Origin of the sequence: Nocardioides sp. REDSEA-S30_B4 (assembly GCF_001627265.1) — a bacterium.
Classification (GTDB): Bacteria; Actinomycetota; Actinomycetes; order Propionibacteriales; family Nocardioidaceae; genus Nocardioides.
Window position 1 is genome coordinate 1 of record NZ_LUPI01000073.1, and the last position, 14290, is coordinate 14290.

Here is a 14290-nt window from a genome sequence, read left to right on the forward strand (position 1 = left end):
TGCTCCATCAGTCCTCCTGGGGCTTGTGGACGGCGTCGTACACGACACGCTTGGGTACGCCGGCGAGCCGGGCGACCTCGAGGATCGCCTCCTTGCGCGTCGACCCGGCCGCCTCGTGGTCGGCGACGGCGGCACGCAGCTCGGCGGGCGTGTCCCCCACGGCCGCGGTCGGCACCGCGCCGGAGACGACCAGGGTCACCTCGCCGCGGACCCCGTCGGCCGCCCAGGTGACCAGCTCGGCGAGCGGGCCGCGGCGCACCTCCTCGTGGGTCTTGGTGAGCTCGCGACACACGGCGGCGGGCCGGTCGTCGCCGAACGCCTCGGCGAGCGCGGCCAGCGCCGCCTCGGTGCGGTGCGGGGCCTCGAAGAAGACCATCGTGCGCTCCTCGGCGGCCAGCCCGGCCAGCCGTCGGGCGCGCTCGCCGGCCTTGCGTGGCAGGAAGCCCTCGAAGCAGAACCGGTCGACCGGGAGGCCGCTGACCGCGAGCGCGGTGAGGACGGCGCTGGGGCCGGGCACGGCGGTGACGTGGACGTCGGCCTCGACGGCGGCGGCGACCAGGCGGTAGCCGGGGTCGCTCACGCTGGGCATCCCGGCGTCGGTGACGAGCAGGACCCGCTCGCCGGCGAGGAGCGACTCGAGGAGGACCGGGGTGCGGGCGGACTCGTTGCCCTCGAAGTAGGACACGACCCGGCCAGCGATCTGCACGTCCAGGTCGGTCGTGAGCCGCTTGAGGCGACGGGTGTCCTCGGCGGCGACGACGTCGGCACGGGCGAGCTCGGTGGCCAACCGGGGCGGCGCGTCCTCGGGGCGGCCGATCGGGGTGGCGGCCAGCACCAGCACGCCCTCCCCCTCGCCGGCGCCGGCTCGTGGCTCGCCTGCAGGTCGGTTCACGCCCGGCATCCTCCCATCCTCCGTCGTACTCCCCGGGTGCCCCCGTAGGGTGGCGGCCGTGACGAGAGCGGCGCCCCAGCGCGAGAGCGAGCGCGAGGTCACCGTCGGGCTCTCCTCCACCGCCGAGGGGCGACCGGTGCCCAGCGCGTGGGCGCGGGCGAAGGGCCGGCTGCCCAAGGAGGACCCCTTCATCGGCTGGAGCGCCGCCCTGGCGCTCGGGCTGCTGGCGCTGTTCCTGCGGCTGTGGCGGCTGGGGTCCCCGCGGGAGTTCCAGTTCGACGAGACCTACTACGCCAAGGACGCCTGGGCGCTGCTGAAGAACGGCTTCGTGCGGGGCTACGTCGAGGACGCCAATGACCAGATCCTCTCGGGCACCACCACGGACCTGTGGACCGAGGGTCCGTCGATGATCGTCCACCCCGAGGTCGGGAAGTACCTCATCGGCCTCGGCGAGGTCGTCTTCGGTCTCGACCCGTTCGGCTGGCGGGTCGCCTCGGCGGTCGTCGGGTCGCTGATGGTCGTGGTGATGGTGCGCCTGGCGCGCCGCCTCACCGGCTCCACGATGCTCGGCCTGGTCGCCGGCCTGCTGCTGATGCTCGACGGGCTGCACTTCGTCCTGTCACGCCTGGCGCTGCTCGACATCTTCGTGGCGTTCTTCCTGCTGTGCGGCGTGGCCTGCTGCGTCAACGACCGTGACTGGTACCGCGCTCGCCTGGCCCGGCTGCTGCCCTCGCCGCCGTCGGCGTCCTCGTGGGGGCCGGTGCGCGGGCTGCTGTTCCGCCCCTGGTTGCTGCTCGGCGGCATCAGCTTCGGCCTGGCCATCGGCACCAAGTGGACCGCGATCTACCCGCTGGCCGCGTTCGGGCTGCTGGTGTGGGCCTGGAGCGCCGGCGGGCGCCGCTCCTTCGGCGTGCGCTGGGCGTGGCTGCGCTCGGTGGTGGCCGACGCCCCGACGGCGTTCGTGCACCTCGTCGTGGTGGCCGCCGCGACCTACCTGCTGACCTGGACCGGCTGGCTGGTGCACGCCGACGAGTACGAGCAGCACCTCTCCAGCACGCAGTACACCCAGTACAGCGGGTCCGGCAGCTGCGACGGCGAGTCCTTCGTCGACGACGCCCCCGACCGCGACGCCCGCTGGCCGACCGCCACCGAGCCGGACGCCAGCGGGCTGGGCGAGGTGACCCAGTCGCTGCGGTCGCTGTGGTACTACCACCGCGACGTCTACACCTTCCACACCCACTTCCTGAACTGCTCCACGCACACCTACCAGTCCCAGCCCTCGGGGTGGCTGCTGCTCAACCGGCCGGTCGGCGTCGCCGCCGACACCGGTATCGAGCCAGGCACCCGCGGCTGCACCGCTCCTGCCGGCAGCGACTGCCTGCGTCAGGTGCTGCTCATCGGGACCCCGATGATCTGGTGGACCGGCATCGTGGCGCTCGCCTTCGCGGTGCTGATGTGGGTCGGTGCCCGGGACTGGCGCTACGGCGTGGCGGTCACCGGGGCGGCCTCGACGTGGCTGCCGTGGCTGATCTTCGACGACCGGCCGATCTTCCTGTTCTACGCCGTGCTGATCCTGCCGTTCGTGGTGCTGGCACTGACGCTGGGCATCGGGCGGTTGATCGGCCCCGACCGCGAGCCCACCACCCGGCGTACGGTCGGGGTGGTGCTGGCCGGCTCGTTCCTCGTGCTGGTGCTGCTGAACTTCGCGTGGTTCTGGCCGATCTTCACCCACGAGCTGCTCACCCACTCCGCCTGGCTGGACCGCATCTGGTTCAGCCGCTGGATCTGAGGCGACGTACGCCGCGACGGAGGAGCTCGCTGGGGTCGGGGCCGCGGGCGTGAGGTTCATCGGCGCCCCGCTGAAGCTCACGGCGCCCCGATGCAGGTGCGTTCGGGGTGCGTGAGGTTCATCGGCGCCCCGCTGAAGCTCACGGCGCCCCGATGCAGGTGCTCGGCCGTGCGCGAGCGACCTCTCGGCCGTGCGTCAGTGACCTCTCGGCCGTGCGCGAGCGACCTCTCGGCGGTCAGTCAGCGGTGCCGGCGCACTCGTTGGCGAAGGCCACCAGGTCGTGGGCGCTGTAGTGCGAGGGGTCGTCGTGGGGGCCCTGGACGGTGCGCAGCGAGACGTCGGCACCGAACTGGTTGAGCCGGGAGACGATCTCGCCGCTGTTGGACTCATAGGGCACGAACGGATCGCGCGGGGAGGCGACGAAGCGGAAGGTCGCCCCGGTCTTGGCGAGCTTGAAGGCGGTGTCGACCGGGTTGCGGTCGCGCGGGTAGGGCTGGCCGCCGTAGGCCTGGGAGATGAAGCGGCGGGCGCCGGGGACGTTGCCCATGGTGGACATGTCCACGGCCGGCTTCACGCCGTACCAGCAGGCGGGCTTGCGCTCGCCGTGGACCAGCGCGTTGAGCGAGGTGGTGCCGCCCATGGAGGCGCCGATGTAGAGCTTGACCTCGCCGCCGCCCTGCTGCTCGGCCCAGTCCCACAGCTTCATGGTGTCCTCGGTGGAGATCGGGTTGCCCCAGTTCTCCCGGTGGAACATCGAGGAGGCCACCACCCAGCCGTCACGACGCAGGGCGTCGAGCCAGGTGCCGTCCATCTTGTGGTTGTAGTTGGACCCCTGGCCGTGGAAGAAGATCGCCACGCCCTTCGGCTCGGTCGTCGGCGGGAGGTTGACCCGCACGCGCTGGCCGTCGAGGTTGCCACGGACCTGCTCGGCGGGGTGCTCGCCGCTCGCGCCGGTGGTCAGCAGCACGAGGAGGAACGCCAGCACCGTGGCTGTCACGCCCTGTGCGATCCGCTTCGTCCTCATCCCACAGCCCCCTGGTCGACCGGTCGATCGGGCCCCATTGTGCGCAGGCCCCACCGACAGTCGCGACCCCGGTGGGTGTGAGATACCGCCCGTCGAGCGGCCTCAGAGGGGGAACGAGGTGCCCGTGCGCTGCTCGGAGACCTCCCACAGCCGCCGCGCCGCGTCGGCGTCGCGCGCCTGGGCCGAGCGGGGGTTGGATCCCGGGGCGCCCCGCAGGCCCTGGAAGCCGGAGGGGCCGATGTAGGAGTTCGGCGGCAGGTCGGCGGTGACCGCGTGGACGGTGGGCCGGGCGCCGAACTCCGCGCTCGTGGCGACGACCTTGTTGCCCAGCCACATCAGCTTGTTCATGAGCGGGTTCGCGTGGTGGCTCTGCAGGTTCGTGGCGCTGTAGCCGGGGTGGCAGGCGTGCGCGACCACGGAGCTGCCCGCGTCGGTGAGCCGGCGCTGCAGCTCGGCGGTGAAGAGCAGGTTGGCCAGCTTGGACTGTTGGTAGGCCCGGGTCGGCCTGTAGGACCGCTCGAGGTCGAGGTCGTCGAAGTCGACCTGCGGGCCGTTGTGCAGACCCGAGGAGACCGTCACGACCCGGTCGGTGACCTGCGGCAGGAGCAGGTTGGTGAGCGCGAAGTGGCCCAGGTGGTTGGTGCCGAGCTGCCGCTCGAAGCCGTCGACGGTGCGGCCCTGCGCCACCATCATGATGCCGGCGTTGTTGACCAGCGAGGTGATCTCCCGCTCTCCCCAGGCCTCGGCGAAGGCCCGCACCGAGGACAGGTCGGCCAGGTCGAGCTCGGCGACCTCGGTGGAGCCGTCGAGCTGCGCCGCGGCGGCATCCCCCTTGGCGGTGTCACGGACGGCGAGCACGACGTGGCCGCCGGCGGCCGCGAGCTTCCGCGCCGCCTCCAGGCCGATGCCGGAGTTGGCGCCGGTGACGACGTAGGTGCGGCCGGTCAGGTCCGGGAGGGAGGGGGCGCCCATGGCCCCGAACCTACCCAGCGACCGGCTGCACCCGACCGGTTATCCGGCGTACGCCGCCTCCGACCGCAGCGCGCGGGCCCGCTTGACCCGCTGCTTCTCCTCCTCCTCCAGCGCCGCGGTGAGCAGCGAGACCAGGGCCTCGAGCTGGATGTCGGAGCTGGCGCCGATCTCCTCGTCGGACCCGTCGAGCGCCCGGGCGGCCAGCCCGGCCTTGGAGTCGATGAGCTCGGCGATGCGGGTGTCGATCGTGTGCGCGGCGATGACGCGCCACGCGGTGACCGGCTCCTCCTGGCCGATGCGGTGGATGCGGTCGATCGCCTGGGTCTGCTCGGCGTCGGTCCACGACAGCTCGGCGAGCACGAGGTTGGAGGCGACCTGGAGGTTCAGGCCGACGCCGGCCGCCATCAGCGAGCAGACGACGATCTGGACGTCGGGGTCCTCGGTGAAGGCGTCGATCGCGGCCTGGCGGGCCTTCGGGGTCTGGTCGCCGCGGATCGAGGCATAGCGGATGCCGCGCTCCTCGAAGAGCTTCTCGGCGGCGTCCATGACGTCGACGTGCTTGGCGAAGAAGACGACCTTGCCGACGTTGCGCGCCAGCTGGGCGGCGTAGTCGGCGGCGAGACCGGCCTTGGCCTGGCCGATGCGGCGCACCATCGAGAAGACGTTCTCGCCGTCCTTCTTGTTCGAGGAGTCCTCGAGCTCCCAGCCGGCGACGCGCCGGACGAGCTCGTGGTCGATGCCCTCGACGGTCTTCCCGGAGACCCGGGTCTCCAGCGCGGAATGGTAGCGGGCCACCATCCGGCGGGCCAGCTCCTTCTCCGCCGCCTTGATGGAGCGCCCGACGGCGTCGTCGAGCTCCACGGGCAGGTCGGCGACCCGGCGCGCCGGGATGTCGGCGGCGACGTCGACCTTGCGACGGCGCACGATGCCCTGGTTGACCACGCAGGTGCGGGCAGCGCCGTAGAACGCCGGGCCGTCGGCCGGGGTGAGGCCGGTCTCCTCCAGCGCCTCCATGAGCGGGCCGAGCGGCTTCGTGTCGTCGATCCAGCCGAGGTACTGCCAGATGGCACGGAAGTCCTCGATGTCGTTGATCAGCGGCGTGCCGGTCAGCGCCATGAGCAGCGGGCGGGGGCAGCGGGCGCGGAGCCGGTCGGCGAGGTGCAGGACGTGCTGGGAGCGCTGCGAGGTCTTGTTCTTGATGAAGTGCGCCTCGTCGACGACCATCCCCTTGAACCCGAAGTCGCCGAGCCAGCCGACGTGGCGGTCGAGGATCTCGTAGTTGACCACGACGATGTCGGCCCAGCCGTCGACGTCGTAGCCGTCGCCGTGGATCACCGTCGGGGTGCGGCCGGGGGTCCAGATGCCGGCCTCACGCGCCCAGCTGGTCTTCACCACGTTGGGCACCACGACCAGCAGCGGGTAGGCGTCGGCGGCCTGGGCGGCCAGCAGTGCCTGGGCGGTCTTGCCCAGACCCGGCTCGTCGGCGAGCAGGAAGGTCCGGTGGCCCTGGGCGGCGGCCTCGACCACCTGCGACTGGTGCTTCATCAGCTCGCGGCCGGACGCGGCGACCAGCGACCCGGGCTCGGGCAGCGGCATGCACGCCGACGCACCGCCGTACTCGAAGGAGCGGAAGAGGGGACCCAGCAGCTCCCAGCCGGCGAGCCGGCGGGGCCGGGCGTTCTGGGCCGCGGCGCCGGTGAAGTCGGGGACGAGGAAGGGGTTGGCGAGGCGACGGGCGATCACGCTCTGCGGGACGACCCGCTTCTCGATGACGGGGGCGTCCGGGTCGTCCTCGTCGACCTCGGGCTCGTCGGGCACCTCGAGGCCGGCGCGCTTCTTCATCTCACGACGCAGGTCCTCCGCGGCGTCGCCGACCTCGGCGTCCTCGGCCAGCAGGTGCAGGAGCGTGGTGTCGCGGGTGGCGGTCTTGGCCAGGATCGTCGCGATGCCGTCGAGGCGCTTGAGCTGCTCGGCGCGCTGGGACTCCGAGGCCTCCGTGTCGGCCTTGACCCGGGCCCTCTCCTCGCGGACCAGCAGGGCCACGACCTGGAACTTCGTGCGCGCGCTCGGCGGCACGGCACCGCGCTGGGCGGCACCCTCCACCTCGCGCACCGCGCGCGCCAGGACGGGGATGATCCCCTCGTTGTCGAGGTCGCGCACCCGTCGCTGGGCGCGCTGACCGTTGCCACGACGCTGGGGCCGTCGAGCCACTCGCTCCTCCTCCGGGCCGGCGCACCCTCGGTGGGCCGCACGGCGATCGGTCCGGGCCAGCCGTCCCGGCGGGTTCCGGGGACGGCGGCGCAGGCCGGCGCTCGCACCGATGAGGGGGACTCGCTGCCGGTGGTCGGGCCGGACGGGCCAGCCCTGGGGGCCGGTCGAACGGGCCGAGCGGTGGGGGTCCCGGGAGCTGCTGCTCCTGGTCCACGGGGTGCGAACGGGTCCACTGTCTCACATCGACCCTCACCCGGTGGCATCCCGTGGGGAAGCCCGTGGGGAAAGCGCGGCGCGACACGGGCCGGCGGGCGGGCCGGCCCGGTGCCCGCGCGGCGGTCGCGGACGGCCCCGGAGGGTGAGGCGTCCGGAGGGCTCCGTACCCGCCCGGGTGGTTTGGCGCGGGGTGTCCACGGAGCACCATCGAGACGTTCTCGCTCTCGAATCACCACATCCGGGTGGTGCTTCCACCCGCAGGGGTGATCGTCGGGAACGGCCGCGGCCGGGGACCGGAATCCTTCCCGGTCGCGGCACCCCCGGGCCCGCACCGACCTGGCACCGAAGGAGCGAGGACGCCGACGTGGACGCCGAGCGACTCACGCGCAACTGGGACGAGCTGCTCCAGGAGCTGCGTGTCGTCCAGACCGGCACCCAGATCCTCACCGGGTTCCTGCTGACCGTCCCCTTCTCCTCGCAGTTCGAGGACCTGACCGACCAGCAGCGACTCATCTACCTGGCGGTCCTGATGGGGTCGGTCGTCACCACGACGCTGGTGCTGGCCCCGGTGGCCTTCCACCGGATGCTGTTCCGGCGGCGCCAGCGGCCGTGGCTCGTCGAGGCCGGCAACGTCTTCGCGCGCGCCGGGCTGGGCATGCTCGCGCACACCAGCGCGGGGGCGGTCCTGCTCGTCTTCGACGTCGTGGTCGGCCGACCGTGGTCGTACGCCGCGGGCCTCTCGACCCTCGGCCTGTTCCTCGCCGTGTGGCTGGCCCTGCCCCTCCTGCGCGGCGGGCCACCACCCGACCGGGACTGACCGCGCGCCGACCTCCCTCCGACCCCGCCGACCGCTCAGGCCGCTCAGGCCGCTCAGGCCGCGATGGACACCAGCAGCCCGCCGGCCAGGAAGGCGGCGAGTGCACCGGCCAGCCCCGGGGCCGGGATGTCGGGCACCCAGGCACGCTCGACACCGTCGCCCATCGCGCCGTGGGAGCGGGCGTGCCCCTGCCCCCGCCGCAGCATCAGCCGGTTGACCGGGTAGGCCGCGGCGTAGGCAGCCACGAAGGCCACGCCCATCCCCCACCAGAAGGTGGGGTTGACCAGCCCCGCGTGCAGGGCGCAAGGATCAGCAGCACGACCGCGTTGTCGACGACCTCCATGGTCAGGATCGAGATCGTGTCGGCCAGCACCACGGTCTTCAGGGCGACCCCCACGGCCAGGCCGCTGCGCAGCAGCGGGAGGCTGGACAGCGCGAAGCCGAAGACGAAGGCCAGGGCGAGCGCGAGCGGGATGCTCGCCAGCGCGCCGAGGCCGACCGCCGTGGCCACGACCAGGGCCACGATCTCGCCCGTGGCGCACCCGGTGAGGCAGTGCAGGGTGGCGCTGGCGGCCATGCCCTCCATGCCCTCCGAGCTCTCAGCGCCCTCCGAAATGTCGGGACCCTGCTCCGGGACCCTGCTCCGGGGACCGCTCCGGGGCCTGCTTCGGGGCCTGCTCCGGGGCCTGCTCCTCAGCGCTGGCGCGTGCCGTCGGGGTCGGGTGCTCCACACGTCCTCCTCAGGGTCGGGTCGCGGCGTCCCGGGGCCGGGTGGGGGCTGGGGTGGTGCGGTCCAGGGTCAGCAGCGCCCCCAGGACGGTGAGGATGCCGCTGATCGTCTCCGAGGCCGCGGCCCTCGCGGTCTCGGCCAGCAGCAGGCCGCTCGGCACGAGCAGGAGGCCGACCACGACCGCGGCCGCGACGGCAGGCAGGGACCGCCCGGGCGCGAGCAGGCGCAGGGCGGCCAGCAGCACCACGATGGCCGCGCCCATGGCGCGCCAGGTGCCCTCTCGGCCCTCCGGCGTCTCGGCGTACAGGGTCCACTGCGACAGGGCCAGCCAGGTGCCGGTGGCGAGGACCAGGGCGGCCCCCGCGCGGGCCAGCCCCGGCCGCCTCGGCGGGCCCTGGTGCTCGAGGTGCTTGGCCCGGCGGCTCACCTCGGCGGCGTGACGCTGCGCGGCGGCGTCCTCGAGGTGGGCGTGGGTCCCGGCGACCTCGACGGTGCCGTCCTCACGGGTCGTGCGACTGGCGCCGGTCGCGCCGTGCACGTTCCACAGCAGGCCGCTCCACGCCGCCAGCGCCGCGCCGGCGACGCCGACGGCGGCACCGGCGGCGGCGACCGGCCAGGACATCACGAGCACCCCGACGCCCACGACGACCACGCCGAGGACCAAGACGCCGAGGGCGGCCCAGGAGGCGGTCGGACGCACCCGGTGGGCATCGCCCCGGTAGCGCCCGACCTTCTCCTCGCGCCCGGTCATCAGGACCCGGTGCTGCCTGCCCCGTGCGCGACAGCCTCCAGCAGCGCGTTGTTGAACGACGGGATGTCACCGGGGTTGCGGCTGGTGATGAGGTTGGCGTCGGTGACGACCGCCTCGTCGACCCAGGTGCCCCCGGCGTTGCGGATGTCGGTCTGCAGGCTCGGCCAGGAGGTGAGGGTGCGCCCCTCGAGGACTCCCGCTTCGATCAGCGTCCACGGCGCGTGGCAGATCGCCGCCACGGGCTTGCCCGAGGCCACGAAGTCGCGGATGAAGGCGACGGCGCCCTCGTCCATGCGCAGTGCGTCGGGGTTGGCGACGCCGCCGGGCAGGACCAGCGCGTCGTAGTCGTCGACCGAGGCGTTCGACACCACGGTGTCGACGGAACGGGTGTCGGCCTTGTCGAGGTGCTCGAAGAGCTGCACCGCCCCCTCCTCGGGGGCCAGCAGCACGGCGTCGTGGCCGGCGTCGATGACGGCCTGCCAGGGCTCCACCAGCTCGGCCCGCTCGATGCCCTCGGTCGCTGTCAGGAATGCAATCGTCGTCATGTGCTCGACGCTAGGTCGCGCTACCGGTGCTTTCACCGCCCGCAGGGGTGGCCTCCGCTCGACGGAACCGATGGGACGGCGACGGGCCGCCACCCCGCTCAGGGGTGGCGGCCCGTGCGTGGGTGCGGCTCGTGCGCGCCCGTACGCCGGTCGGGGCTCAGCCCGGCTCGGAGATCGCCCCCACGAGCTCACCCACCTGCTGCGGCGGCAGGGCGCGGGCGATGTCGGCCTGCGCGAGCATCCCCACCAGGTCGTGCCCGTCGATCACCGGGAGCCGGCGGACGTCGTGATCGACCATGGTCCGCAGCGCCTCGGCGACGTCGTCGTCGGCACCGATGGTGACCGGCTTGCCGGTGACGTAGCCCGCCACGGTGGTCTCGGTGACGTCGTGCCCCTCGGCCACGCAGTTCACGACGATGTCGCGGTCGGTGATCACCCCGGCCAGCCGGCCGTCGTCGTCGCAGATGGGCAGTGCCCCCACCCCGAGGTCCCGCATCCGGCGGGCTGCCTCGGAGACGGTCTGGTCGGTGGTGGCGCACGCGGCGCCCTCGGTCATCAGGTCTCGTGCTGTCGGCATGTCCGTGTCCTCTCTCGTCGTCGGACGGTCCGCCGACCCGGTGCCCGGTCCGGCCGGGGCCACCCCCGCTCGCGTGGGTGAGGCCGTCCGGCCGGCAGGGGTTCCGTCCGCAGGGGGGCAGGAGGGCTGTCAGGAGGGGTGCCGGACGTCGGGTCCGCTGGGCTCGTCCTCGCCGAGCGCCGACCCCAGGGCGGCCAGCGCGGCGATGGCCGCCGCCAGGCCGCGGCGGGGGTCCTGCCGGCGCATCCGCCACCCCAGGCGCAGCAGGCCCGGCGGCCTCCCGCGCGCGGCGCGCGGCGCGGCCTGCCGTGCCCGCCGGATGCCCCGGGCGACCCGCTCGGTGCCCGCCGGGTCGAGGTCGGTGGCGGCCGCCGACAGCGCCACCAGCGAGCGCAGGGTCTGAGCGTCCACCGACCTCAGCAGGAGCCGCAGGATGTCGGGGTAGGAGCGGGCGCCGCCGGCGAGCGCCCGCAGGAGCCCGGCGTCGTGCAGGGCCTCGACGAGGTCGTCGAGCTCGGCCCGGGCCTGGGAGTCCGGAGGGGTGGGGGGCGTGTAGCCCAGCTGGCGCGCCATCAGGAGCTCGCCCCCTCGATGTCCTCCTCCGGTGGGCGGCGGTAGTCCTCGCGCGCCCACTTCTCCTCGACCCGCACCCCGACCTGAGGAGTGGGGTGGCCGTAGCGGTGGTGCCGCCGCGGGAGCGGCGGACCGTCGGGGTCGCCCTGCTCGTCACGGGCACCCCGTCGGGCGCGGTCCGCCCCCTTGCGGGCTCCCCCGCGTCTCTCGATGAGACCGTCTGCGAGCTCCATGCGCGCCGCGATCTCCTTGTACGCCGGGGTGTGGGAGTCGGGGTCGATCTCGTTGCCGGTGAGCATGTTGATCTCGGCGGCCTGCATCGGCAGCCACAGCTCGCCGTCGGCCACCTGGTCCGAGAGCAGGACACGGGCGGTCACCTCCCCGTAGCGCGACACCAGGCGCACCCAGTCGCCGGTCACCACACCTCCGTGCCGGTGAGCCGTCTCCCGCGAGACCTCGACGTAGGTGTCGGGGACGAGCGAGGACAGGCCCTTGCTGCGCAGCGTCAGGTTGCCCTCGTGGAAGTGCTCGAGCACGCGGCCGTTGTTGACGTGCAGGGGGTACTCCTCGGTGACCGGCTCGGCGCGCTCGCGCGGCTCCAGCGGGTGGAGTCGCGCCCGGCCGTCGCCGAAGTGGAAGTCCTCGGTGTAGAGCAGCGGGGCGTCGGTGCCGTCCTCGGCCACCGGCCACTGCAGGGACGCGTAGCCCTCCAGCCGGTCGTAGGAGACCCCGGCGAACATCGGGGTCAGCGAGGCCACCTCGTCCATGATCTCGGCCGGGTGGGTGTAGCCCCACTGGACCCCGAGGTGGGTCGCGAGCCCCTGGAGCACCTGCCAGTCCGGCCGGGCCTCGCCGGGCGGGTCCATGGCGGCGTACAGGCGCTGGATGCGGCGCTCGGTGTTGACGAAGGTGCCGTCCTTCTCCAGCGACGCCGCCGCCGGGAGGACGACGTCGGCGAACTCGCAGGTGCGGGAGAAGAACAGCTCGGAGACCACCAGCAGCTCGAGCTTCTCCAGGGCCTCCTGGACGTAGTGGACGTTGGCGTCGACCAGCGACAGCTCCTCCCCGACCACGAGCAGGGCGCGCAGGTCGCCGTCGTGGATCGCGTCGACCATCGTGTGGTTGTCGAGCCCGGGCTCGAGGGAGAGGTCGCACTGCCAGGCGTCGGCGAACTTGTCGCGGACCTGCTCGTCCTGCACCGGCTGGTAGCCGGGGTAGAAGGTGTTGATGGTGCCGAAGTCCGAGCAGCCCTGGACGTTGTTGTGCCCCCGCAGGGGGTAGGCGCCGGTGCCGGGACGCCCGTAGTTGCCGGTGACCAGCAGCAGGTTGGACATCGCCGTGGAGGTGTCCGAGCCCATGGCGTGCTGCGTGACGCCCATCGCCCACAGCCCGCACACCCGCTCGGCGTGGGCGACGCGGTGGGCCACGTCGCGCAGGGTGTCGGCGGGGATGCCGCACTGCTCCTCGGCGGCCTCCAGCGTGAACGGCGCCAGCGACTCGACGTACTCCTCCAGCCCGTTGACGCGCTCCTCGAGGAACTTCTCGTCGGCCCAGCCCTGCTCCAGGACGTGACGGGTGACCGCGGAGAGCCACACCAGGTCGGTGCCGGGCTCGGGGTGGAGGTAGACGTCGGCGCGCTGCGCCATCTCGTGCCGCCGCAGGTCGGCCACGACGTGGACCTGGCCGTTGAGCTTCTGCGCCCGTCGCAGCCGCGAGGCGATGACGGGGTGGGACGCCGCGGTGTTGGTGCCGACCAGCAGCACGAGGTCGGCACGCTCCATGTCACTGATCGAGCCGGCGTCGCCGCCGTACCCGACGGTGCGCCACAGCCCCTGCGTCGCCGGCGCCTGGCAGTAGCGCGAGCAGTTGTCGGTGTTGTGCGTGCCGATCACCTGTCGGGCGAGCTTCTGGGTCAGGTACGACTCCTCGTTGGTGGCCTTGGAGGAGCCGATGACCCCGACGGTGTCCGGTCCCCGGTCCCGGACCAGGTCGCGCAGCCGCTCGGCGATGACGGCGAACGCCTCCTCCCAGCTGGTCTCCCGGAAGCGGTGCCCCTCCCGCACCAGGGGCCTGGTGAGCCGGTCCTCGGCGGTGACGTAGTCCCAGCCGAACTTGCCCTTGACGCAGGTGGAGATGTTGTTGGCGGGCGCCTCGGCGCTCGGCAGGATCCGCAGCACCTCGCGCCCTCGGGTCTCCACCTCGAAGGAGCAGCCCACCCCGCAGTAGGTGCACACGGTCTTGGTCCGCTTCGTCACGCCCTGCCGGGCCGTGGCCTCGAGGTCGGAGAGCTGGTAGAGCGGCCCGTAGCCGGTGGTGGGCTCGACGTCCTTGACCACGTCGATCGCGAGCTCCCGCACGTCGTCGGGCCACTCGGTGAACAGCCCGTGCCGACCCAGCATCGTCTTCTCCATCAGCGCGTTGCACGGGCAGACCGACACGCAGTGGCCGCAGGACACGCACGAGGAGTCGCCGGCGGGAGCGCCCCCGTCCCAGAGCACCCGGGGGTCATCGGCACCCCAGTCGATCGACAGCGTCTCGGTGACCTGCACGTCCTGGCAGGCCTCGACGCAGCGGCCGCACAGGATGCACTGACCGGGGTCGTAGCGGTAGAAGGGATGGCTGTCGTCGACCTCGTGGGGCTTCGGCGAGTAGCCGTAGCGCTCGAACTGCAGCCCGGTCGCCTCGATGCCCTTCTTCAGGGTGCAGTCGCCGTCGTTGTGGTCGCAGATCGTGCAGTAGAGGACGTGCTTGCGCACCAGTCGCTGCGCCGCCTCCTCCCGGGCACGCTCGCCCTCCCCTCCTGTGTCCACCTCGAGTCCCGCGCGGGCGCGGGTCGCGCAGGCGCGGACCAGCTCCCCGTCGGCCTCGACCAAGCAGGTGTCACACGTCTCGAGGGCGCCGAGGCTGGGGTGGAAGCAGAGCGAGGGGACGCCCGCGTCCGCCAGCGGCACCGCGAGCGACTCCCCCTCGGCGACCTCGACGGACCGGCCGTCGACGCAGACCTCCACCGACCGTGGTGGCGGTGCGGAGCGGTCCTGGGACAGCGGGCGGAACTCGGGCGTCGTACCGGCGGGGCCCGGGTCGGGACGGTCGGCGTGGGCTCGGCTCATGTCTGGGTGGCTGCTCCTCGCTCGGCGGACGGGTCCTCGACGCTACGAAGCCACGGCATCGCCGGATTCACTCCTGTGAGTGG

13 protein-coding genes are annotated in these 14290 nt (G+C 73.1%); 2 read left to right on the forward strand and 11 right to left on the reverse strand.

The window, feature by feature from the left end; translation table 11 throughout:
- Positions 1–7: 7 nt before the first annotated feature.
- Positions 8–841: a 16S rRNA (cytidine(1402)-2'-O)-methyltransferase gene (rsmI, locus tag A6R01_RS13270; protein ID WP_292606686.1), complete on the reverse strand. Its 834-nt coding sequence runs from the start codon at positions 839–841 to the stop codon at positions 8–10.
- A gap of 109 nt (positions 842–950) precedes the next feature.
- On the opposite strand from rsmI, the gene A6R01_RS13275 reads away from it, so the two are divergent.
- A complete protein-coding gene (locus tag A6R01_RS13275; RefSeq protein ID WP_292606635.1) occupies positions 951–2681 on the forward strand; it encodes a phospholipid carrier-dependent glycosyltransferase in 1731 nt (576 codons plus the stop codon).
- Between the two features lie 235 nt (positions 2682–2916).
- Here the strand turns inward: A6R01_RS13275 and A6R01_RS13280 are convergent, their stop codons facing one another.
- The 3 genes from A6R01_RS13280 to A6R01_RS13290 all read right to left on the reverse strand — a co-directional run bounded on the left by A6R01_RS13280 (position 2917) and on the right by A6R01_RS13290 (position 6888).
- A complete protein-coding gene (locus A6R01_RS13280) occupies positions 2917–3705 on the reverse strand; it encodes a hypothetical protein (protein ID WP_292606637.1) in 789 nt (262 codons plus the stop codon).
- 102 nt (positions 3706–3807) lie between these two features.
- Entirely contained in the window at positions 3808–4677 is an 870-nt protein-coding gene (locus A6R01_RS13285; protein WP_292606639.1) for an oxidoreductase, read from the reverse strand.
- A gap of 39 nt (positions 4678–4716) precedes the next feature.
- Positions 4717–6888 carry a DEAD/DEAH box helicase gene (locus A6R01_RS13290; protein ID WP_292606641.1) on the reverse strand — a complete coding sequence of 724 codons (2172 nt, stop codon included), beginning with the start codon at positions 6886–6888 and terminating at the stop codon, positions 4717–4719.
- 580 nt (positions 6889–7468) lie between these two features.
- On the opposite strand from A6R01_RS13290, the gene A6R01_RS13295 reads away from it, so the two are divergent.
- Complete coding sequence (locus A6R01_RS13295; protein WP_292606643.1) at positions 7469–7921, forward strand: DUF6328 family protein; 453 nt, start codon at positions 7469–7471, stop codon at positions 7919–7921.
- 53 nt (positions 7922–7974) lie between these two features.
- Here A6R01_RS13295 and A6R01_RS13300 read toward each other — a convergent pair whose 3' ends face one another.
- From A6R01_RS13300 to fdhF, 7 genes are all read right to left on the reverse strand, one after another.
- Positions 7975–8166, reverse strand: coding sequence for a hypothetical protein (locus tag A6R01_RS13300; RefSeq protein ID WP_292606645.1), 192 nt, complete (start codon positions 8164–8166; stop codon positions 7975–7977).
- Complete coding sequence (locus tag A6R01_RS13305) at positions 8127–8498, reverse strand: DUF4396 domain-containing protein (protein ID WP_292606647.1); 372 nt, start codon at positions 8496–8498, stop codon at positions 8127–8129. The genes A6R01_RS13300 and A6R01_RS13305 overlap by 40 nt, the downstream gene beginning before the upstream one ends.
- A gap of 163 nt (positions 8499–8661) precedes the next feature.
- Positions 8662–9402 (reverse strand): hypothetical protein, encoded by a 741-nt coding sequence (locus tag A6R01_RS13310; protein ID WP_292606649.1) that lies wholly within the window; start codon positions 9400–9402, stop codon positions 8662–8664.
- Positions 9402–9947, reverse strand: coding sequence for a type 1 glutamine amidotransferase domain-containing protein (locus tag A6R01_RS13315; protein ID WP_292606651.1), 546 nt, complete (start codon positions 9945–9947; stop codon positions 9402–9404). The genes A6R01_RS13310 and A6R01_RS13315 overlap by 1 nt, the downstream gene beginning before the upstream one ends.
- Before the next feature lie 157 nt (positions 9948–10104).
- On the reverse strand, positions 10105–10524 hold the full coding sequence (locus A6R01_RS13320) for a CBS domain-containing protein (RefSeq protein ID WP_292606653.1): 420 nt from the start codon (positions 10522–10524) through the stop codon (positions 10105–10107).
- 129 nt (positions 10525–10653) lie between these two features.
- Complete coding sequence (locus A6R01_RS13325; protein ID WP_292606655.1) at positions 10654–11097, reverse strand: hypothetical protein; 444 nt, start codon at positions 11095–11097, stop codon at positions 10654–10656.
- Positions 11097–14207, reverse strand: coding sequence for a formate dehydrogenase subunit alpha (gene fdhF, locus A6R01_RS13330; RefSeq protein ID WP_292606657.1), 3111 nt, complete (start codon positions 14205–14207; stop codon positions 11097–11099). Before fdhF ends, A6R01_RS13325 begins: the two co-directional genes overlap by 1 nt.
- Between the last annotated feature and the right edge of the window lie 83 nt (positions 14208–14290).

Bases quoted from the DNA above. Each gene is read 5' to 3' on its own strand.
- A6R01_RS13280 (WP_292606637.1), bottom strand. From the start codon at position 3,705: ATGAGGACGAAGCGGATCGCACAGGGCGTGACAGCCACGGTGCTGGCG.
- A6R01_RS13285 (WP_292606639.1), bottom strand. From the start codon at position 4,677: ATGGGCGCCCCCTCCCTCCCGGACCTGACCGGCCGCACCTACGTCGTC.
- A6R01_RS13305 (WP_292606647.1), bottom strand. From the start codon at position 8,498: ATGGCCGCCAGCGCCACCCTGCACTGCCTCACCGGGTGCGCCACGGGC.
- A6R01_RS13310 (WP_292606649.1), bottom strand. From the start codon at position 9,402: ATGACCGGGCGCGAGGAGAAGGTCGGGCGCTACCGGGGCGATGCCCAC.
- A6R01_RS13315 (WP_292606651.1), bottom strand. From the start codon at position 9,947: ATGACGACGATTGCATTCCTGACAGCGACCGAGGGCATCGAGCGGGCC.
- A6R01_RS13320 (WP_292606653.1), bottom strand. From the start codon at position 10,524: ATGCCGACAGCACGAGACCTGATGACCGAGGGCGCCGCGTGCGCCACC.
- A6R01_RS13325 (WP_292606655.1), bottom strand. From the start codon at position 11,097: ATGGCGCGCCAGCTGGGCTACACGCCCCCCACCCCTCCGGACTCCCAG.
- fdhF (WP_292606657.1), bottom strand. From the start codon at position 14,207: ATGAGCCGAGCCCACGCCGACCGTCCCGACCCGGGCCCCGCCGGTACG.